Raw genomic sequence first — 18,516 nt, forward strand, 5'->3', positions numbered from 1 at the left:
CAAAATCAAAGGATCTTTTTATGCTTAAAAGGATAACCCCTTTAGCCCAAACAAAGTCCTTTTACCAAGTATTCGCTTTTGGACTCATCTTCATGGCGTTTTTTTTCCATCTCCTCTATGCACCTACTTTTGATCTCGTCCCTGATGAAGCCTACTACTGGCTCTGGTCAAAGCATCCTTCCCTTGCTTATGCTACAAAAGGCCCTTTGGTCGCCTGGGCCATTTCCGTTGGATCCTTCTTTTTTGGAGACACCCTATTAGGGGTAAGAATCATGTCTATTCTTTTCGGGCTGGGTAGTGCTGTCCTTATTTATTTGCTTGCCAAGAAATTATTTGAACCCCAAACTGCATTCTTAGCTGTCCTACTTGCCGCAGCTTGTCCTTTATTTTCCATCGGCTCTGTACTCATGACTATCGACTCTCCTTCCCTTTTTTTTTGGCTTCTAGCCGCTTTGCTCTTTGTTTATGCCTTTTCAGAAAACAAACGAAGGTACTGGATAGCTTCAGGAATAAGTGTGGGTTTGGGATTTCTAGCTAAATACGTAAACGGCTTTGAAATCCTTAGTTTTAGCCTTTTCCTAGCTCTCCAGTCCACCACAAGAACTCTTTTGTGGTCAAAAAATTATCTCTATTTTATTTTTTTCTTTTTACTCCTTTCCTTACCCATATGGATCTGGAACTTTAACCATGGATGGGTTACCGTCTATCATCTCCTTCACCGTGGAGGATTAACCTCCTCTTCTGTTGGGTTCCATGCCGAAGAGCTTTTAAAATTCTTTCAAGAACAAATTTTAAGTTACTCCCCTTTTCTATTTGTCGGAGTTCTTCTTGCAGTGTCTTTGACACTGCTTGTTCCTGTATTCCGTACTTCTGGAACCCTTTACTGCGTATCATTATTTTTACCCGTTTTTCTTTTTTACTTTCTCCTTAGCTTTCATCAGGCAGCAAAAGGGAACTGGACTGTCACTGCGATATCTGGGGGACTCATTCTTCTAGCCTATCTCAGTTCAAGTCTCTGGTCTCTGCCTTGGGTAAAAATATTTGTTCTGGGTGGGCTACTGCTCAGTTTCCTGCAAACCGCCCTACTGCATGGAGAAAGCCTTTCTTTCTTGGGAATAAAACCCGAAAAAGATCCTCTATTACGGCCTAGGGGATGGCAAAGTGTGGCCGTTCAATTGGAGGTCATCCAGAACAAATTCCATCCCGATTTTTTCATCGCAAACGATTATGCCTTGGCTAGTGCCCTAAGTTTCTTACACAGAAATTCATCCTTTTTTTTACCAACCGATCTTCGTTCCCAGACGCAGTTTGATTACTGGGACGGTTACAAAATAAAGCCCCATTGCCAGGCTGTTTACATTTCTAATGATCAAACGGCTTTTATCCCTGAATGTCTTAAAAAAGAATTTGTAAAAATTGAACCTGCTGGAGGATTTTGGAGGGAATACAAAGGGAAAAAAATAGAATATTACAGGCTTTGGCTTCTCTCCGCCTCTGCTGAAAAATAAGTTTGCCCTCAAACTGAAAACAAGGTAGCTCTTTTTATAGAGATAAAGCTTAAAACACAAGGAACAGAAAATTTAATCCGTTATGCCTACTGATTTTCTTGCTACAGCTATAGAATCCGCTCTTGAAGCTGGGGATTTTTTACGCCGTCATTTTGGAACGGACATAAAAATAGAGGAAAAATTTTCTTATGATATCAAAATTGAATTGGATAAGCTTGCCCAGGAAAAGATCACCCAATCAATCCTTAGGGACTATCCTGGGCATCAAATCATAGGGGAAGAAGGAATATCTGGCGCCAAAGAATCAGAAGTATGTTGGATTGTCGATCCTCTTGATGGAACGGTCAATTTCACCTATGGAATCCCTCATTTTTGTATTTCAATCGCTGTCCAACAATCCGGGAAAACTGTTGCTGGAGTTGTTTACGACCCCATCAGAGAAGAACTTTTCACGGTGAGTGACCCTGGCCTTCCAAAACTTAACGGCAGAGTGATTAAATCGAGTCCAAGGTCCTTCCTTTCGGATGCTGTGGGAGTCATCGGGTTTTCCAGAACAAAGGAGACAATCAGCAAAGCCACAGAGCTTTTTTTCGATCTCGTTCCTAAAGTGAGAAAAATCCGCTTTACAGGCTCCGCTGCTCTCGATCTTGCCTATGTAGCTTGTGGTAGGCTTGATTTTTATATCGAACAACAAATCCAGATTTGGGATATAGCTGCAGGATCCCTGCTCGTCGAAAAAGCGGGAGGCAAGATAATAACTAAAACCATTGTTAAAGGAAAGACTTTTGGTCTCAAAGCTACAAACGGAGTATTGAATCTTGATTTCGTCACCTTTGATTGACCAACTTATTATGCAATTTCTTAAAATTTCTAATAAAAAAAGAATATATTGGGTAGGCTGTTCTCTGCTTATCCTCAATTTTCTTTGTTGTAGTTATCTTGTTGGAGGCATTCCCTTCAAAGACGATACCCAGTTTAGTACTATCCAGGTCATTCATGCTGCAAATTCCCCTCCCCTTAAACAAAAAGTCTACGTTGATAACCAAAAAATGAGAATGGAATTAGAGGGAAGAGAACAGCAAAATACCATCATTTATCGATCTGATCTAGGCATTTTGTACATGATTCTACCTCAGAAGAAACTCTGTTTTATCATGCCTTATTCCGAGGCTTTGAAAAACAAGGATCCCATCTCTTCTAATGCCCTCAAAAACCTTAGCTTGGAAGGAACAGAAACTCTCGAAGGAGTTCTATGTGATAAATACGAAGTCACAGGTCCTTTCGGCAAAGCTTACCTGTGGATTAACAAGGAAAAAGAAATCCCTGTGCGGCTAAGCAGTCAGGATGGGAAAAATGTTGTCGATTGGATTGATTACCAAAAAGGTCCTCAGTCCCCGCAGCTTTTTGAACCTCCCAAAGACTACCAACTCATCGACATGTCTAAAAACATCCCCAAGAAATCTTCTCCACCCCCTCAGTAATCAACTCTGGGCCAATCTCCCAAAATAGCATAAGCAATCTAAGCGGTTAAAAGTATCTCTTCCTTGGTAACCTCCCCTGTTTGTTCTACCAATCCAAGCCTCTTATCCACTTGCAGGACTTTATGAACCCAATCCGATGACCTCTCACAAATCTAAGGTACTTAAGGTTTATGATTCAGTAAGATGAGACTAGCTAAAGCTGCTAACAGCAACTCAAGCTCGTTGGTCCTGTTGATCAAGTTCAATGTTATCAACATTATCCTTTAAACTCCCTTTTCAAGAAATTCCTTGAGCATCTTTTTAAGATCTGATGCAGCCGAATTTTCTTTTAAAAAAGAAATATGTTGTTCTTCTTTTAGGTCACATAGAAGTAAAAGCTTTTTACAACCCTCAACAATAAGGCTGTCGTGATCAAATGCCAAAGAAGGCAATTTATTTAAGGAGAAAAACCCCGTTTCCTTAGCATCGTCCCCAGCTACCGGCTTAAGTTCTTCAAGAGGTTTTACCGCAAGGTAAGCAACGCTTATTACCCTGCCGCGAGGATCCCTACCTGGTTTCCCAAAAGCCCCAATCTGGATCATTCTTTCCAGCTTTATGCCTGTTTCTTCTTCAAGTTCACGAATGGCTCCCTCTTCAAGATCTTCATTTTCTTCCACAAAACCACCCGGTAACGCCCACATTCCTTGAAAAGGAGGATTTTTCCTCTGTATTAGAACTACCTTTAATTCTTTGGGGTTGAAACCAAGAACAACGCTATCCGTCGTAACAGCATATCGTGGAGTTGAGGGACGCAGTCCAATGTTTTGCATAACTAAAAAGTACTTCTCTTACAATTCAATCTCAAATCTTGTCGACTACAATCGTTAACTTCAGCTGTAGCCAATGCTTAAGAACCCATTGACCAAAAGCCGATTATCAGAGAGCTGTTAAGTTTTTCTCCATGAAGCATGTTGAATTGGCAGCCTCTTTTTCATGTCCTAAACAAGGAAAAATCTTGGGAATAGCCTATCTTTTTAATATCCTTCTTTTCCCATTCAAGACTTCAAGTACAAGCTTTATGTTGCTAGGTTACAAACTTAAGTTTTATGATTTATATCTTTCTAAACAAATGCCTTATAAGAGTCTTAAATCCCTTTTTTTATTCCAAATTCTTTGACTTTATTTTGTATATTTCCTAATATTCCCGGCATGAAAAACTTATTCAAATGGAGTACAATTCTTATTCTTTTTGTTTCTTTCGGTTTTATCGCTTCTTTAAAGGCTGTTCAAAGCTCTGAAATTGCTAAAAAGAAAGCAAGCTGTGCTTGCCCTGAAAAATGCCCCAGGGTTGAATGCGCAGTTCATAAAGGAAAAGATTGCGATTGCTCTTAGTTTTAAGGAGCAAAAAACAAGATTAACCTAAAGTTATTTCAAATACCACAGATCGGGTTTGACCCCTCTGTGGTATTTTTTTTGAAGATGAATACCCAAAAAGAAAGAAAACCAAAGACTCTGAAAGTTTAAGCCGGGGCGTGAAAAAGGTTATTGTTTAGCTTGCCCTTTCGGTTCTTTTGTCGTTTGAATTGCGATCTTGGTCACCCCGTTTTTTCGAATGATATCCAAAACAGCGGTGACCTTTTCAAAAGAAGCCTTACAATCACCATTGAGGAAAACCCTCGGATCGGAATCCAGCTGCTTTAATTCAACGATTTTTGCAGGTAACGACTCTATAGAAACCTTGTCTTTGTTAAGATAGATATCCCCTTTGTCCGTGATCGTTACAGTGGTTTCTTTTTCCTTTCTTTCAACAGCAGTGCTACTTTTCGCAAAAGGCAAATCAACCGTCTGCCCTTCATTTTTAATCATGGCCAATGAAACCATCATAAAAGTGGCAAGCAGAAAGAACATCACATCAATGAAAGGAATGATTTCTAATCTCGGTCTTTTTTTTCTAGGAGAAACAACTTGCATAAAAGATCTTTATTTAAGAGTTTAAGAGTATATAGAAGGGCTTGACGAAGCTTTGGAGTTGCCTTCCATATAATGAGTATTGTTTATAGGGCCACGCGCAACTATTTCTTCTTCCTTCTCCCCCTTCAAAAGCAGAACAAGTCGTGTAGACGCTTCCTCTATCCTTCGACGGGCTCTATCCATCCGTGCGTTAAAAAAATTTAAAGGAATAATCGCTACAATAGCTACAGCCAAACCAAAACTGACGGCGATTAATGATTCAGCCACTCCCCCCGTTATAGCGGCCTGTTTTCCGGCTATCTCTCCTGAGCCTACAATACTAAAAGCATGCATCATGCCTGTTACTGTTCCAAGGAGACCCAAAAGAGGACCAAGAGTTACAGCCGTATCCAAGACCACCAATCCCTTGTTAAATCTTTCCAACTGGCTACTCGCAGCTTCCAACAAGGCATCTTCAAGGGATCCTTCCCTGTGCTTAAGCCCTTCTCCAAGTACCTTTAGAACATAATCTTTACTCTTCTCAGAAATCGCTAAAGCTTCATCGTATCTTGATTGCCCAACCAGTTCAAGAAATTGTGTCACAAGCTTTCTTTTCCGGGTGCGGCTAATTTCGAAAAGGAAAAGAAGTCTTTCAAAAATAACAGCCAATGTTACCACCGAAAGGGCCAAAATTGGCCACATGATCGGTCCGCCTTTTAAAAAAAATTGAATCATAAAAATAGTGCTAAATCAGGTTAGTATACAAAAATAATGTTCCTTTAATGTTCCCACAAAAATTTTGCGCATTCAATTTTTCAACCCAACCTCAATCTAGGAATAAAAATAATCGCCTTCTTTAACTCTTACATTAAACAAATTAGTTATCTCTCCAATATTTTTTTCAACTTTAAAAAAACAGCATCACTGCTTCTTTAATCAACCACAACTTGGCAAGATCTTATTTTCGACCAAGGATAATCCCAATGGCTATCCCTACAAGCAAGGAAATACCAATCGATTGGTAAGGATTTTTGCGAATGATCTCATCAGTGCTTTTAACCCTTTCTTTAGTTTTATCAACAAGCCAATCTTCAGAATTGCTTAGATAGTCCCTTAAAGAATTAAGTTTTGAGTTCAATCGATCAATGGCATCTTTTGTCTTTTCACCTATATCTCCTGCCGTAGATTTAACAAGGACATCTGCATCATGAAGGACAGCCTTGATATCATTGATTAATTTTTCCCTGCTCACAAATTCATTCATCATTCCTACTCCTGTTTTTAGTTAGTGTGAACAAATAATAGCACACTTCTGAAATGCTTGACAAGGGCAACATAACACTCAACAAAGCTTTTATTTATGTTCTAAACCCAATCCCCTAAAGAAATTTGAGAATACCCACGACACTCTCTAAAAATGCTCTTTCTTTTTAAAATATATACTTTTGTTCTTCTTCTGTTTTCCCTGCCCATCAATTAAGCCAACCTTTTTGGCCATTGGAAAAAAAATAACAACAAAAAACAATCGAGTAGGTCTTAAGCTATGTAATGGGAAAAAAGAAGAAAAGAGATATATTCAACCGCTTGCAAATAAAGCATTAGCTTTTTTTTATTGCTTGGCTTACCGCCTTCTTTTCTGTAGCTATAAAGGGTTATGGCATTATCGCAACCGAAACGAAAAGTTACACCAAAAAAAACAAGAAAAGGCACTTCTCGAACTTCTTCCCCAAAAGAACCTCTCCAATCTTCAAAAGAAGGCGTCATTGCCTCGGCTACAGGGAAAGAGTCAAAACCAAAACTCAAAATTCTAATGGTTGCAGCCGAATGCGCCCCCTATGCCAAAGTGGGTGGAATGGCCGATATGATCGCTTCTTTAAGTCGTTCCCTATCAAAGCTGGGTCACGAAATAAGAGTCATCATTCCTTTTTATTCTTCCATTGACAAGTCTCGCTATTGCTTTCGCTTTGTGGGTTCGGCTTGCGTGCATATGGGTTGTCAAACTGAACATTGGATCGGTCTTTATGAGACCTCCTTAAGTGATGATATTATCATTTGGCTTGTCGAATATGCCGATTTCTTTAACCGGAAAGGAATATACGATGAACCCAGTGGGGAATACAATGACAATGCTTACAGGTTCGGTCTATTTTCAAAAGCCGCTCTTGAAATCTGTAAAGACACAGGTTGGATTCCAGATATTTTTCATGTTCACGACTGGCAGACTTCCCTGGTCAGTGCTTATTTAAAAATATGGCCTAACCTCCTTTCCCCGTTTAAAAACTCCGCTTCCCTTCTCACCATTCACAATGTTTGCTACCAAGGAAAATATGATGCCATGGTGGTACCTTATTTGGGGATCGACTGGCAGCTATTCAGGGCCGATAAGTTTGAAGATTATGGAAAGATCAATCTTCTTAAAGCGGGTATCGTTTATAGTGACTTTATTACTACGGTTTCTCCTACCTATGCAAAAGAAATTCTTGAACCTTATGGGGGGGCTGGACTCCATGAATTTCTAAAGAAAAGATCGGGCGAACTTGTGGGCATTCTTAATGGAGTAGATACCGATATTTGGAATCCCAAAACAGATACCCTTATTCCCTCAAATTACCATAAAAACGATCTTCAGGGAAAGATAGTCTGCAAAAGAGTCCTCCAGGAAAAATTTAACTTGAGGCAATCTCCAGATATTCCTGTCATAGGTATGGTTACCCGACTGCATAATCAAAAGGGGATCTCACTTCTTGTTCCCATTTTAAGAGAAGCTTTGACAAAAGAAGATTTTCAGTTTGTGTTGCTTGGCAAAGGGCAAAGAGACTATGAAGACTTTTTTAAAACCATTGCCATGGAATTTCCCGGCAAAGTGGCCGCTTACATTGGTTTTTCTGAAGAATTAGCTCATCTTATATTTTCGGGAAGTGATTTTTTCCTGATGCCTTCTTTTTATGAACCCTGCGGATTAGGTCAACTCTACTCACAGCTCTATGGAACAATTCCTATAGCCAGAGCAACCGGTGGTATCGTAGATAGTGTCGAAGATATCCAAAAAAATCCCGAAGGAACTGGCTTTCTCTTTACCGAACCCTCCTCCCAAGCCCTTTTGGATGTTCTTAAAACAGCCTTGGACTGCTGGAAAAATGAACCCCAATTAATACAGAGCGCCCAAAAAAACGGCATGGGAAAAGATTTTAGTTGGGAGACAGCCGCACAAAAATACGAGGAAATCTATATTAAACTCAGCCAAAAAAAACCCAAATAACTTAGTGGCCACATCCTCCACAACCCATTCCCATTCCCATGGAATGACCATGCCTATGTCCATGTCCCATGTGTCCCCCTCCACATCCCATCCCTCCACCCGCAATCGGCTTGTTCTTGGATTTTTCTCTTACAAGGGAAACTTGACTGGGGCTAATAGGGTCCGCTCCATTCAGTGATCGGAGATAAGTTAAAACCGAAGCGACCTGGCTATCGTTTAATTCAGTCCTCCAGGCAGGCATACGGCCCCGGTACTCTTCATTGTTCACAATCATTCTACCCGCATAACCATTTAAGACGATCTGAATTAACTTTTGTGGATCTCCCCTTACCCATGAAGAATTCTTTAGGGGAGGATTCGATCCCAACCCTTCACCGTTCTGACCATGACAGCTTGCACAATGACTCAAATAAAGGCTTTCTCCTCTTTCAGCAAAAACATAACTTTTCAAAGTAACGAATAAAAAGATCATCAAAATGATTTGAGCACGAAGAAGAGAAGGAAATGTCATGTTATAAACATTTCCTCTTTGAGTGGACATTTAAAGTAAAAATTTCTACTCCTTTTTCCCTTTTGTTTTTCCCTACAATTTCTTAGCATCAAAAGCATAATTAAAGAAAAATGAGAGTTTCTTTTCCTGCTTCATTGCATTTTCGCACTCTCATAGATTTGAGCTATCCACTTGATTTTCATTTCCCTATTTTTCCAGGTCAGGAGCCCGTAGGTCAAGTTTCCCTGCGTGTTACTAAAGAAGATGGGTATGCTTCAAACCGGTGGGATATGCCCGAGCATTGGGGAACCCATTTAGATGCCCCCTTACACTATTCAAAAGGGGGGAAAACGGTAGCAGACATTGCTCTTTCAGAGCTTTTTTGTCCCCTTGCGGTCATTAACATTACAAATCGAGCCGCTACTGACCCGGATACTGAAGTTAGCCTTGAAGATATTCTTTCTTGGGAAAGAGAACATGGATTAATCCCAGAAAAATGCGTAGTCATAATGTATAGTGGATGGGGAAAATGGGTGTATAACCCTCAGTTTTATAATAAAAAAGAAGATGGACTTCTCCATTTTCCAGGTTTTTCTGTTGAAGCTGTCCAGTTCCTGATCAACGCACGGGAGATTTCCGGCATAGGCGTCGATACCCTTTCTATCGATCGTGGGAAAAGCCAGGACTACCCTGTGCATAAAACCCTTTTTGCAGCAGGCAAATGGGCATTAGAATGCCTGCACAACGTTCAAGATCTCCCTCCTGCAGGAGCTTGGATTCTTGTTGGGCCTATACCCCTCAAAGGAGCCACGGGTTTCCCCGCAAGAGTATTTGGTTTAATTCCTTAATCAGCCACTCAGCATCCCTGAACTGCCATTCACAGAGTCCTAGAGAAGAATAGGGTTATTCAAACCTTCAACTAGGAATCTTTAAATTTTTCCAACAATCCAAGCCAAAAGAGCTTTCTGGACATGGAGCCTGTTTTCTGCTTGGGTATAGATCTCTTCTTTTCTTTCATCGAATATTTCAGAAGAAATCTCCTGATCCCGATAAGCGGGCAAGCAATGAAACACAAGGGCATCTTTAGAAGCCAAACTTAAGGCATAACGATCAATCCTGTATTGAGAAAAAAGTTTCTGTCTTTTGGTTTTTTCCTCTTCTTTTCCCATGGAAATCCAAACATCGGTATAGAGAAGAGCAGCATTTCGAGCAGCTTCTTCAACGGAGGTAGTATTTTTGACAAAGGCATTCTTTACCGGGGAAAAATATTCAAGAGGAGAACCAATCCAGAGGGAAAAACCGAATTTTTCAGCTGCTAAAGCCCAAGACTTGGCAACGTTGCAACACCCATCACCAATGAAAGCGATTTTTTTACCTTTTATAGATCCTCTTTTTTCTTCGAAAGAAAAAATGTCTGAAAGAACTTGGCATGGATGTTCATCATCAGTAAGGGCATTAATAACAGGAATATTGCCATAGGTAGCGAAAAGTTCTACTTCTTTTTGATCATATGTCCTGATAATCAAACCATGGACCATTCTTCCTAAAACATGGGCTGTGTCTTCAATCGACTCCCCCCGTGAGAGTTGAAGATCCTGGCTATTGAGAAAGAGAGCTTCTCCTCCAAGCTCCCTGACTGCTACTTCAAAAGATAATCGCGTTCGGGTGGAAGGCTTTTTGAAAAGCAATGCCCATGTCTGGGAACCAAGGTAGCTTTGCTGCTCTTTACCCCTTTTTGCCTTTAGCTCTTCGGCTTTTTTAAAAATGACCCGTGCTTCTTCCTCGCTCATATCATTTATAGAAAGAAAATGGCGTAATGTTTTCATAATCATCCTTTCAAAGCGGCTTTTCAAAGGCCTTTTTTTTAAAGCAGCTCTCTTATTTCCTCCACAACCTAATTAAGAAAGGATTTTACAATTTAGAAAGCAAAAAATCCTCTAATATATTCCTGGCCTCTTCTGCCTCTTCAAGGCTCACGTTAAGCGGAGGCAAAAGCCTGATGGTGTTGCCACTGGCTGGAGCAACAAGAAGACCTTTCTTTATCAAATTTTCTGCTGCATTAAAAGAGGGCACAGCAAGTTCCAAACCGATCATCCCTCCTATTCCTCTTATTTCTTTAAGGAGGCTATTAGGCTTATTTTCAAAAATTTTTAGAGAACATAACAGATAGTTTCCTATTTCAAAGACATGCCTACCTAGATCATTTTTTTCGATCTCTTCAATAACGGCTAAAGCTACAGCACAAGCTAAAGGAGATCCACCAAAGGTTGAGCCATGGGAGCCTTCCTCAAGAATATCGCTGTAGCTTTCACTAATCCAGCTCACTCCAATAGGGAAACCTCCTCCCAATCCTTTAGCCAGGGATACCCCATCGGGGAAAACAGATTGCTTTTCTATAACTGTTGAGACTAAGCTTTGCCAAGCAAGGAAATGGCCAGTTCGCCATATTCCAGATTGTATTTCATCGATAAAAAAGAGGATATCCCTTTCTTTGCAAATCCTTCTTATTTCCAAAAGATAACCTGGAGAAAAAATATGAATGCCACTTTCTCCCTGGATTGGTTCTACAATAAGCGCCACCGTGTTATCTGACAGACTGTTCAGGAAATCTTTCACATCCCCTTTAACTATGGTCCTAAATCCAGGACAGAGAGGACCAAAGTCTTTTTTGACTTTGTGCTGGCCAGTGGCAGCAATTCCTGCAAGAGTACGGCCATGAAAAGAGTCTTCAAAAGAAAGGATCTCAAACCGTCCTGTTTTCTCGCCATACCGTCGGGCTACTTTAAAAAGACACTCGTTGGCTTCAGCGCCACTGTTTGAAAAAAAAACTTTCCCTCTGCCTATATGACCAACAATTTTTTGTGCCAGCTTCAGAGCTGGAAGGTGATAAAACAAATTGGAACAATGGATTATCTTTGCCGCCTGCTGAGCCAAAGCATTCCTGGTAGCCAGATGGGCATGACCAAGAACGTTAACAGCAATTCCCCCCGTAAAATCCAGGTACCGTTTCCCATCTGTATCCCAAAGATAACTGCCCTCGGCATGATCAACAACTACTGGAAACTTACGGTATGAGGGAACAATGTTAATTTTGTATTCCTCTATGACCTGCTGTACTGCGTTAAACTCTTGCATCTATTGCCTGTTATGTCTAAAAAGCGCTCTAAATAGCCCCTGAAAATTAATCTTATGAAACATCGCTCAACAACCAGTTTAAATTCAAAGCACAATTTCTGTTCCTATACCTTTATCAGTAAATATTTCAAGAAGAAGGGCATGAGGCATACGCCCATCAAGAAAATGTACTTTTTCTACTCCCGCTTCCAGTGCTTCCAGGGCAGAATCAACCTTGGGAATCATGCCTCCATGAATAACACCCTTTTGCTTTAAAATGCTGATTCTTTCCTTGTTGATAACCGAAATACGAGAAAAAGGATCCTTTTCATCTTCAAGTATGCCATTAGTATTGCTCAGATAAATCAACTTTTTTGCCTTTATGAACCCAGCCATTTTACTGGCAGCGATATCGGCATTAACGTTGTAAATATCTCCATTAAGAGCTTTTGCTAGAGGTGAAACAACCGCTATGAATTGGTTATGGAGAAGTTTTAAAAGCGGTTGGATCTCCACGTTGACAATTGAACCCACATACCCATAATCAATAGGGATGCCTTGGTCCGATAAAGCTTCCCATTTTGTTGCCTGGAAAACTTCTTGTCCAGGAACAAACACCGCTTTACCTCCATATTCAATTATTTTTTGAGTTATAAATGGACCAATTTCCAGGGAAAGAACTTCCTGAATCAAGGAAATGAGTTCTTTGTTAGTAATCCTTATCCCATTGACAAACTGAGGGTTAAGTCCCCTTTTTTTCATCGCCTTGTTTATCGACTCCCCTCCCCCATGGATAATAAGAGGATTAATACCCACCGCTTCGAGTAAAACGATATCCCGTAATGTCTGTTCGACTAAAAAAGGATCCTCCATCGCCGCTCCCCCATATTTGATTACAAAGATTGAGTCTCGGAATTTTTGAACATAGGGAAGAGCTTCTAAGAAAATGGTTACTTTTTGCTCTGGAGTCAATTCTTCACAAGGGCTTTTGCCAATCATCTCTTTTTTTATTCTTTATTACTGTTAATGCGTACGTATCGCTCCGACAGATCGGTAGAAAGAAACCGATATTGGCCTTCTCCTTTATGTAAATCAATAAGAATGGAAAACATGGGCATTTTTAGTATTTTTTTTATCTGGCCTTCCTTGATGTCTGTTTTTACCCCAGAGGAAACAATTTGAATACCACTATAAAAAACATCCACTTTATTTTGATCTACGTCAGCCCCGGAATAACCAATGGCACACAAAATTCTGCCCCAATTAGGATCTTCTCCATTCCAAGAACACTTTACAAGAAGAGAATTGCCTACAGCCCTTGCCACCTGTTCAGCTTCTTTATCTGAAACTGCTCCTTGAACGAGTATCTCAACGACTTTGGTAACCCCCTCTCCATCTTCTAAAACAGCACGAGACAACCGATCCAGAACAAGCCGTAAGGCATTTTTGAAAATTCCCTTATGGGGATTTTCAGATGAAATCATGGTGTTTTTGGCCATCCCGTTGGAGAACAACAAAATGGTATCGTTTGTAGAGGTTTCTCCATCAACCGATATTCGGTTAAATGTTTCTTGAACGCAGCAACGCAAAACCCAATCCAAATATTCAGGAGAAAGAACCGCATCGGTTGTAATTATCCCTAGTGTCGTAGCTAAATTGGGACAGATCATCCCCGATCCTTTGGCCATTCCGCCTATAAAAATCTCCTTGTCTTCTATTTTGACCTTCAATGCCGCTTGCTTGGGAACGGTATCTGTAGTCATTATCGCTTCAGCTGCATTTTTACTTCCTTCCACGTTCAATTGCTTGAAGGCTTTTTCTATGCCTTTAACAATCTTCTTCATCGGCAAGAATACCCCAATTCTACCTGTAGAACATACACAAACCTCTTCCGAGGAACAGCCGAGGAATGAAGCGGTCACTGCAGCCATCTGTTCAGCATCTTCCAAGCCCCTTGACCCTGTACAAGCATTGGCGTTCCCTGAATTAATCACTACCGCCCGAGCTTTCCCTTTCTTCACTCTTTTCATTGAGACAAGTACCGGGGCTGCTTTTATTCGGTTTTGAGTAAAAACCCCAGCCACATCAGCAAGTTGTTGGGAAACAACCAAAGCAAGGTCTCCTTTCTTGCCCGGCTTTATTCCACAACTCACTCCAGCAGCTAGAAAGCCACGAGGAGCAGTTACTCCTCCCGATTTAATAAACTCTATTGATTCCTCTTTCATGGGATTAATCCCAACGTTTGATCCAATCCAAACTTTATATTCATCACCTGGATTGCCTGTCCAGCCGCTCCCTTTCCTAAATTATCAATTACTGCCAAAATAAGCAGTTTTTTTTTGTCCGCTAAAACACAAGTTGAAAAATAGAGATAATTAGAACCAAGGACATACCGCAGCTCAGGCATGATTCCTCCCGTCAATATTTTCACAAAAGGAGCTTCTTTGTAAAAATGAAGAGCCAGCCCTTCCGCATCCTGTTGCGAGATTTCCTCGGTCAAAGAAGCAATGATACTTAAAAGAATGCCCCTTCGTAAAGGAGCAAGTATGGGAAGAAAAAGAACTCTTGAACAACGGTTCTGGGCTAGTTTTGCTATCTGTTGTTCAATTTCAGGAGTATGCCGATGGCCTGGGAAACCATAAGGTCTAAGATTTTCGGCAAGTTCACTAAAAAGAAGCTTACTGTCAAGGGTTTTACCCGCCCCGGTACTCCCACTCTGGGCAATAATTTCTATCGAGCTGGGATCGATCCATCCTTTCTTAAGGAAAGGAGCCACCGAGAGAAGAACTCCTGTGGGATAACATCCAGGCATGGCAAGCAACCGGGACTGAACAATTTGATCTTGATAAATTTCTGGCAGAGCATAAACCGCTTCCTCCAAAAGATCAGAAAAGGGATGTGAAAACTTATAATAAATTTCGTAATCGGAAGGGTCTTTTAGCCGAAAATCTGCACTCAAATCGATAACCACTTTAGCTCGATGATAAAGAAATTGGGCATAATGCATGCCTGCTCCATGAGGCAGGGCTAGAAAAACAACATCGGTTTGGCTATCGATTTTCTCAAGATTATCTGGATCATCAAATTGTATATTCCTGAAACTGCCTATATCGGGATAAACCGACTCGAGGCTCCTATGCTTATACTGCCGAGAAGTTATTACACGCAGATCAATTCCAGGATGACGAATGAGCAACCTGATTAACTCTTCTCCTGCATATCCCGAAGCCCCAATAATACCGACACGGATGGAGGACATGACATAAACCCACTTAGCGAATTTTAATCTCCCCCTCTTTAGCAGAAAACCTGCTAAAGAGCACCCTTTTATTACGACAAACCTAACGCTTGGAGAACTGGAATCTTTTCCTAGCTCCAGGACGGCCTGTTTTCTTGCGTTCCTTCATGCGGGGATCACGGGTCAAAAGCCCTTCTTTTTTCAACAAGCTGCGGTAAGAAGGATCATATTTTATTAAAGCACGAGCTATAGCTAATTTCATGGCTTGCGCCTGTCCCATCAGGCCGCCTCCCCTCGCTTTGCCAACAATATCGAATTTCTTCGTTGCTTCAATGACTTCCAAGGGCTTCAAGACTTCGTAACGATGAACAAAGGTAGGAAAGTAAAACTCCAGGTCTTTTCCATTGATTTTGATCTCTCCCTTCCCTTGATTGAGAACAACGGTTGCCGTAGCCGTTTTCCGTCTTCCCGTAGCTTGCATTAGTGAATTTTGAGTAATAACTGTCATCATCATCTCAATCTAGTTGAACAGGGGTTGGTTTTTGAGCAGCATGAGGATGTTCACTGCCTTCATAAACATGAAGCTTGGTATATACTTTTCGACCTAGCCGGTTATGGGGAATCATTCCTCTTATGGCATGTTCTATGATAAAAGTGGGTCTTTTCTGACGAATTATCTGAGGGTTAAAAGTTTTTTGTCCTCCAATGTAGCCCGAATAAGAAGAATAGAGTTTTTGGATCTCTTTTTTTCCACTAAAAACAGCTTTAGAAGCATTTATAATGATTACATTGTCTCCTGTATCCACATGGGGACTAAACACTTCTTTATGCTTTCCTCTGAGCAAGCAAGCCGCTTTTTCAGCCACTTTGCCTACAATTTTATCCTTAGCATCAATGATATACCAATGTCGCTGGACTTCTGCTGGTTTTTGAAAATACGTTTTCACTGAGGAAAAAAATTTGTTTCGTTTTAATACAGATGTCAAGGAATTAAAAAGCTTTTTGTAAAGGAAATTCGTTTTTCCCCAAAATACTCTTTATCCAAATGTTGTCCTATTATAGCCCCACAACTTGGCTGGAATGTCTGAAAAATTAATAAATACTCGTTCAGGCTTTATACAACAATATTTTTCAAGCAAAGCACAGATTTCCTTGGATAGATCTCCACACTGATCCGCAGGCAGATTTATTGCTCTTAACTGCACAAAAGCAGCAGCTTCTTCAGTTCCTGCAAAAAGAATTCTTTTTGTCTCCCCATAACTGACCATCGTGTAACCTTGTGGTTTTTTCATTTTATCCACGATAAGACGGCTAGCCGCCTCCATAAGATCTTTTTGTTGATTTTCAGATAAGCTTATATTCGTTTCAATGGATAAATAAGGCATGATGTTAATCTAATAGGTTGAAAAATTTACTGCAATCATTCATTTTAACTCAACACAATAATAAAGATAAGTAAAAAAGAATTTGTAAATGATGGTCTACTTAAAAGAAATTCTTAAATATTAGATATATTTTATTTATGCCTATCGGTTCTTATTCCATCCAACTGCCAACCTCAAAAGAGGGCACTGTTGGTCCAGAAATGTCGGGAGCAGATTGCGTTGTCGCTACCCTTGAAAAAGAGGGCGTGGATACAATTTTTGCTTATCCTGGAGGGGCCAGTATGCCCATGCACCAATCTCTTACGCGTGCTAAAAACCTAAGAACGGTTCTGCCACGCCATGAACAAGGCGGAGTTTTCATGGCTGAAGGCTACGCACGGTCTACGGGAAAAGTGGGCGTATGCATGTCTACTTCTGGGCCTGGAGCAACAAACCTTATAACCGGGATTGCTGATGCTTACATGGATTCGGTCCCATTAGTAGCGATTACTGGACAGGTTAAAAAAGATATGATAGGCAAAGGGGCTTTCCAGGAAACCGATGTTTTTGGGATTACCCTACCCATCGTCAAGCATAGTTATCTGGTTATCGATCCTCGAGAGATCCCTCAAATTATTAAAGAAGCTCTTTTAATAGCCAGATCGGGCAGGCCAGGGCCTGTGGTTATTGACATTCCCAAAGATGTGCAACAATCCCTATTCAAGCCTTTTTTCCCTCATACCACGGGACTGGAGTCCAAATTAAGCCCTCCACCCATTGATATTACAGCCTTAGAAACTGTACTTGATTGGATTGGGAAAGCTAAAAGACCGGTTCTTTATGTTGGTGGAGGTATTATTTCCAGCGGAGCTCATCTTGAGCTGTTCAAGTTTGCCGAGAAAACTTCCATTCCTGTAACCACCACCCTTATGGGGATTGGGTCCTTCCCCGAAAATCATTATCTTTCCCTGAAATGGTTAGGAATGCACGGCTCAGTTTATTCTAATTTTGCTGTGGACCAATCGGACCTTCTTTTGGCCCTTGGAGTGAGGTTTGATGACCGGGTTACGGGCAAAGTTGAAGCTTTTGCTCAAAAAGCACGAATTGTTCACATCGACATCGATAACTCGGAGTTGAACAAAAATAAACGGGTCGATTTGGCTATTTTAGGAGATGTCAAGGAGGCATTAAGCTTGTTGAACAAGATGATCGAAGAAAAAGAGTGGAAATCTCCTGGATATGCTTTATGGCATGAAGAAATACTTGCTTGGAAACTTAAATTTCCTTTCCGTTACAAAAAAATCGACGATCTCATTCTTCCTCAAATGGTTATCGAAGAAATCTACAAGTTGACTCAAGGCGAAGCGATTATCACTACTGGGGTGGGACAACATCAGATGTGGGCAGGACAATTTTACAACTTCCACCACCCCAGAACGTTTTTGACTTCTGGTGGCTTAGGCGCTATGGGGTTTGGATACCCTGCTGCTCTTGGAGCAAAAATTGCTCATCCGGAACTAACCGTCATAGACATAGATGGTGATGGGAGTTTTTTAATGAATATTCAGGAACTGGCAACGGCGGTTACAGAAAATATTCCCGTCAAAGCCGTAATATTAAACAATCAACATCTGGGAATGGTTGTGCAATGGGAAGATCGATTCTACGATAGCAACAGGGCCCATACATTCCTTGGACTGCCGCATAATAAAAATGCGCTTTATCCAGATTTTCCTCTAATTTGCAAAGGTTTTGGGATAAAATCAGAAAGGATAAGCAAACCTCAAGAACTAGTTCCCGCCTTGAAAAGAATGCTGAGTAGTGACGAACCCTATGTTCTTGATGTAATTGTTCCCTACACCGAACATGTCCTACCCATGATTCCAGCTGGAATGACTGTCAAAGATATCATCATCGATAACGACTAACTGCAATGCTTAAGCTCTCTATTCGAATAGGTCTCCGGCTGAATGTTGCTGTCCTTTGTTTTCTTTAGAGAACTCACTTCCATTGCACTGTTCCGTTTTCCGGATAACCCCAGCACTGTTAGTCCATAGGGCTGCACTAAATATGGGGCAAACTTGATCAAAGATCCCTGTAGCGACTCAAAGCCAGCCTAGCCAAAAAGAAAAA

Annotated in this window: 19 protein-coding genes; 6 read left to right on the top strand and 13 right to left on the bottom strand. The window is 40.8% G+C overall.

The genetic code is table 11. The features are described from left to right. Positions 1 to 20 precede the first annotated feature (20 nt). From IT6_RS05900 to IT6_RS05910, 3 genes are all read left to right on the top strand, one after another. Positions 21 to 1,508 carry an ArnT family glycosyltransferase gene (locus tag IT6_RS05900; RefSeq protein ID WP_206825558.1) on the top strand — a complete coding sequence of 496 codons (1,488 nt, stop codon included), beginning with the start codon at positions 21 to 23 and terminating at the stop codon, positions 1,506 to 1,508. An 82-nt stretch (positions 1,509 to 1,590) separates the two neighbouring features. Continuing rightward, positions 1,591 to 2,349: an inositol monophosphatase family protein gene (locus tag IT6_RS05905; RefSeq protein ID WP_206825560.1), complete on the top strand. Its 759-nt coding sequence runs from the start codon at positions 1,591 to 1,593 to the stop codon at positions 2,347 to 2,349. 10 nt (positions 2,350 to 2,359) lie between these two features. Continuing rightward, a complete protein-coding gene (locus IT6_RS05910) occupies positions 2,360 to 2,989 on the top strand; it encodes a DUF4412 domain-containing protein (RefSeq protein ID WP_134440423.1) in 630 nt (209 codons plus the stop codon). A gap of 263 nt (positions 2,990 to 3,252) precedes the next feature. On the opposite strand, the gene IT6_RS05915 is transcribed toward IT6_RS05910, so the two are convergent. The 4 genes from IT6_RS05915 to IT6_RS05930 all read right to left on the bottom strand — a co-directional run bounded on the left by IT6_RS05915 (position 3,253) and on the right by IT6_RS05930 (position 6,185). Beyond that, entirely contained in the window at positions 3,253 to 3,798 is a 546-nt protein-coding gene (locus IT6_RS05915; protein ID WP_134440422.1) for an NUDIX domain-containing protein, read from the bottom strand. Between the two features lie 712 nt (positions 3,799 to 4,510). Then, positions 4,511 to 4,939 (bottom strand): ExbD/TolR family protein, encoded by a 429-nt coding sequence (locus IT6_RS05920; protein ID WP_134440647.1) that lies wholly within the window; start codon positions 4,937 to 4,939, stop codon positions 4,511 to 4,513. A 21-nt stretch (positions 4,940 to 4,960) separates the two neighbouring features. After that, positions 4,961 to 5,620: a MotA/TolQ/ExbB proton channel family protein gene (locus IT6_RS05925; protein WP_242524113.1), complete on the bottom strand. Its 660-nt coding sequence runs from the start codon at positions 5,618 to 5,620 to the stop codon at positions 4,961 to 4,963. Positions 5,621 to 5,876: 256 nt separating this feature from the next. Beyond that, positions 5,877 to 6,185 (bottom strand): DUF883 family protein, encoded by a 309-nt coding sequence (locus IT6_RS05930; RefSeq protein WP_134440645.1) that lies wholly within the window; start codon positions 6,183 to 6,185, stop codon positions 5,877 to 5,879. Positions 6,186 to 6,572: 387 nt separating this feature from the next. Between IT6_RS05930 and glgA the strand changes: the two genes are divergently transcribed. Next, entirely contained in the window at positions 6,573 to 8,177 is a 1,605-nt protein-coding gene (gene glgA / locus IT6_RS05935) for a glycogen synthase GlgA (protein WP_206825564.1), read from the top strand. Position 8,178: 1 nt separating this feature from the next. On the opposite strand, the gene IT6_RS05940 is transcribed toward glgA, so the two are convergent. Next, positions 8,179 to 8,688, bottom strand: a complete 510-nt coding sequence (locus IT6_RS05940; RefSeq protein WP_206825566.1) for a c-type cytochrome — start codon at positions 8,686 to 8,688, stop codon at positions 8,179 to 8,181. Between the two features lie 110 nt (positions 8,689 to 8,798). On the opposite strand from IT6_RS05940, the gene IT6_RS05945 reads away from it, so the two are divergent. After that, positions 8,799 to 9,515: a cyclase family protein gene (locus IT6_RS05945; protein ID WP_206825568.1), complete on the top strand. Its 717-nt coding sequence runs from the start codon at positions 8,799 to 8,801 to the stop codon at positions 9,513 to 9,515. A gap of 81 nt (positions 9,516 to 9,596) precedes the next feature. Here IT6_RS05945 and argF read toward each other — a convergent pair whose 3' ends face one another. The 8 genes from argF to IT6_RS05985 all read right to left on the bottom strand — a co-directional run bounded on the left by argF (position 9,597) and on the right by IT6_RS05985 (position 16,404). Then, complete coding sequence (gene argF, locus IT6_RS05950; RefSeq protein WP_206825570.1) at positions 9,597 to 10,493, bottom strand: ornithine carbamoyltransferase; 897 nt, start codon at positions 10,491 to 10,493, stop codon at positions 9,597 to 9,599. Positions 10,494 to 10,578: 85 nt separating this feature from the next. Continuing rightward, positions 10,579 to 11,802 carry an aspartate aminotransferase family protein gene (locus tag IT6_RS05955; RefSeq protein ID WP_206825572.1) on the bottom strand — a complete coding sequence of 408 codons (1,224 nt, stop codon included), beginning with the start codon at positions 11,800 to 11,802 and terminating at the stop codon, positions 10,579 to 10,581. 84 nt (positions 11,803 to 11,886) lie between these two features. After that, complete coding sequence (gene argB, locus IT6_RS05960; protein WP_206825573.1) at positions 11,887 to 12,780, bottom strand: acetylglutamate kinase; 894 nt, start codon at positions 12,778 to 12,780, stop codon at positions 11,887 to 11,889. An 8-nt stretch (positions 12,781 to 12,788) separates the two neighbouring features. Further along, entirely contained in the window at positions 12,789 to 14,006 is a 1,218-nt protein-coding gene (gene argJ, locus IT6_RS05965) for a bifunctional glutamate N-acetyltransferase/amino-acid acetyltransferase ArgJ (RefSeq protein ID WP_206825574.1), read from the bottom strand. Next, complete coding sequence (gene argC / locus IT6_RS05970) at positions 14,003 to 15,040, bottom strand: N-acetyl-gamma-glutamyl-phosphate reductase (RefSeq protein ID WP_206825575.1); 1,038 nt, start codon at positions 15,038 to 15,040, stop codon at positions 14,003 to 14,005. Before argC ends, argJ begins: the two co-directional genes overlap by 4 nt. An 82-nt stretch (positions 15,041 to 15,122) precedes the next feature. Continuing rightward, entirely contained in the window at positions 15,123 to 15,533 is a 411-nt protein-coding gene (gene rpsI / locus IT6_RS05975; protein ID WP_242524114.1) for a 30S ribosomal protein S9, read from the bottom strand. A 1-nt stretch (position 15,534) separates the two neighbouring features. Further along, positions 15,535 to 15,966: a 50S ribosomal protein L13 gene (gene rplM, locus IT6_RS05980; protein ID WP_206825576.1), complete on the bottom strand. Its 432-nt coding sequence runs from the start codon at positions 15,964 to 15,966 to the stop codon at positions 15,535 to 15,537. A 90-nt stretch (positions 15,967 to 16,056) separates the two neighbouring features. Continuing rightward, complete coding sequence (locus tag IT6_RS05985; RefSeq protein WP_206825578.1) at positions 16,057 to 16,404, bottom strand: phenylpyruvate tautomerase MIF-related protein; 348 nt, start codon at positions 16,402 to 16,404, stop codon at positions 16,057 to 16,059. Positions 16,405 to 16,541: 137 nt separating this feature from the next. Here IT6_RS05985 and ilvB point away from each other — a divergent pair, with 137 nt between their 5' ends. Then, entirely contained in the window at positions 16,542 to 18,311 is a 1,770-nt protein-coding gene (gene ilvB, locus IT6_RS05990; protein WP_206825580.1) for a biosynthetic-type acetolactate synthase large subunit, read from the top strand. Positions 18,312 to 18,516 lie beyond the last annotated feature (205 nt).

Source organism: Methylacidiphilum caldifontis (assembly GCF_017310505.1).
GTDB lineage: Bacteria > Verrucomicrobiota > Verrucomicrobiia > Methylacidiphilales > Methylacidiphilaceae > Methylacidiphilum > Methylacidiphilum caldifontis.

What these genes read in the sequence shown, in the direction of transcription:
- glgA (WP_206825564.1), top strand. Translation starts at nt 6,573, where the DNA reads ATGGCATTATCGCAACCGAAACGAAAAGTTACACCAAAAAAAACAAGA.
- IT6_RS05905 (WP_206825560.1), top strand. Translation starts at nt 1,591, where the DNA reads ATGCCTACTGATTTTCTTGCTACAGCTATAGAATCCGCTCTTGAAGCT.
- argF (WP_206825570.1), bottom strand. Translation starts at nt 10,493, where the DNA reads ATGAAAACATTACGCCATTTTCTTTCTATAAATGATATGAGCGAGGAA.
- argB (WP_206825573.1), bottom strand. Translation starts at nt 12,780, where the DNA reads ATGATTGGCAAAAGCCCTTGTGAAGAATTGACTCCAGAGCAAAAAGTA.
- IT6_RS05930 (WP_134440645.1), bottom strand. Translation starts at nt 6,185, where the DNA reads ATGATGAATGAATTTGTGAGCAGGGAAAAATTAATCAATGATATCAAG.
- IT6_RS05925 (WP_242524113.1), bottom strand. Translation starts at nt 5,620, where the DNA reads ATGTGGCCAATTTTGGCCCTTTCGGTGGTAACATTGGCTGTTATTTTT.
- IT6_RS05940 (WP_206825566.1), bottom strand. Translation starts at nt 8,688, where the DNA reads ATGACATTTCCTTCTCTTCTTCGTGCTCAAATCATTTTGATGATCTTT.
- IT6_RS05985 (WP_206825578.1), bottom strand. Translation starts at nt 16,404, where the DNA reads ATGCCTTATTTATCCATTGAAACGAATATAAGCTTATCTGAAAATCAA.
- rpsI (WP_242524114.1), bottom strand. Translation starts at nt 15,533, where the DNA reads ATGATGATGACAGTTATTACTCAAAATTCACTAATGCAAGCTACGGGA.
- IT6_RS05915 (WP_134440422.1), bottom strand. Translation starts at nt 3,798, where the DNA reads ATGCAAAACATTGGACTGCGTCCCTCAACTCCACGATATGCTGTTACG.
- IT6_RS05955 (WP_206825572.1), bottom strand. Translation starts at nt 11,802, where the DNA reads ATGCAAGAGTTTAACGCAGTACAGCAGGTCATAGAGGAATACAAAATT.
- argC (WP_206825575.1), bottom strand. Translation starts at nt 15,040, where the DNA reads ATGTCCTCCATCCGTGTCGGTATTATTGGGGCTTCGGGATATGCAGGA.
- IT6_RS05910 (WP_134440423.1), top strand. Translation starts at nt 2,360, where the DNA reads ATGCAATTTCTTAAAATTTCTAATAAAAAAAGAATATATTGGGTAGGC.
- IT6_RS05945 (WP_206825568.1), top strand. Translation starts at nt 8,799, where the DNA reads ATGAGAGTTTCTTTTCCTGCTTCATTGCATTTTCGCACTCTCATAGAT.
- IT6_RS05900 (WP_206825558.1), top strand. Translation starts at nt 21, where the DNA reads ATGCTTAAAAGGATAACCCCTTTAGCCCAAACAAAGTCCTTTTACCAA.
- IT6_RS05920 (WP_134440647.1), bottom strand. Translation starts at nt 4,939, where the DNA reads ATGCAAGTTGTTTCTCCTAGAAAAAAAAGACCGAGATTAGAAATCATT.
- argJ (WP_206825574.1), bottom strand. Translation starts at nt 14,006, where the DNA reads ATGAAAGAGGAATCAATAGAGTTTATTAAATCGGGAGGAGTAACTGCT.
- ilvB (WP_206825580.1), top strand. Translation starts at nt 16,542, where the DNA reads ATGCCTATCGGTTCTTATTCCATCCAACTGCCAACCTCAAAAGAGGGC.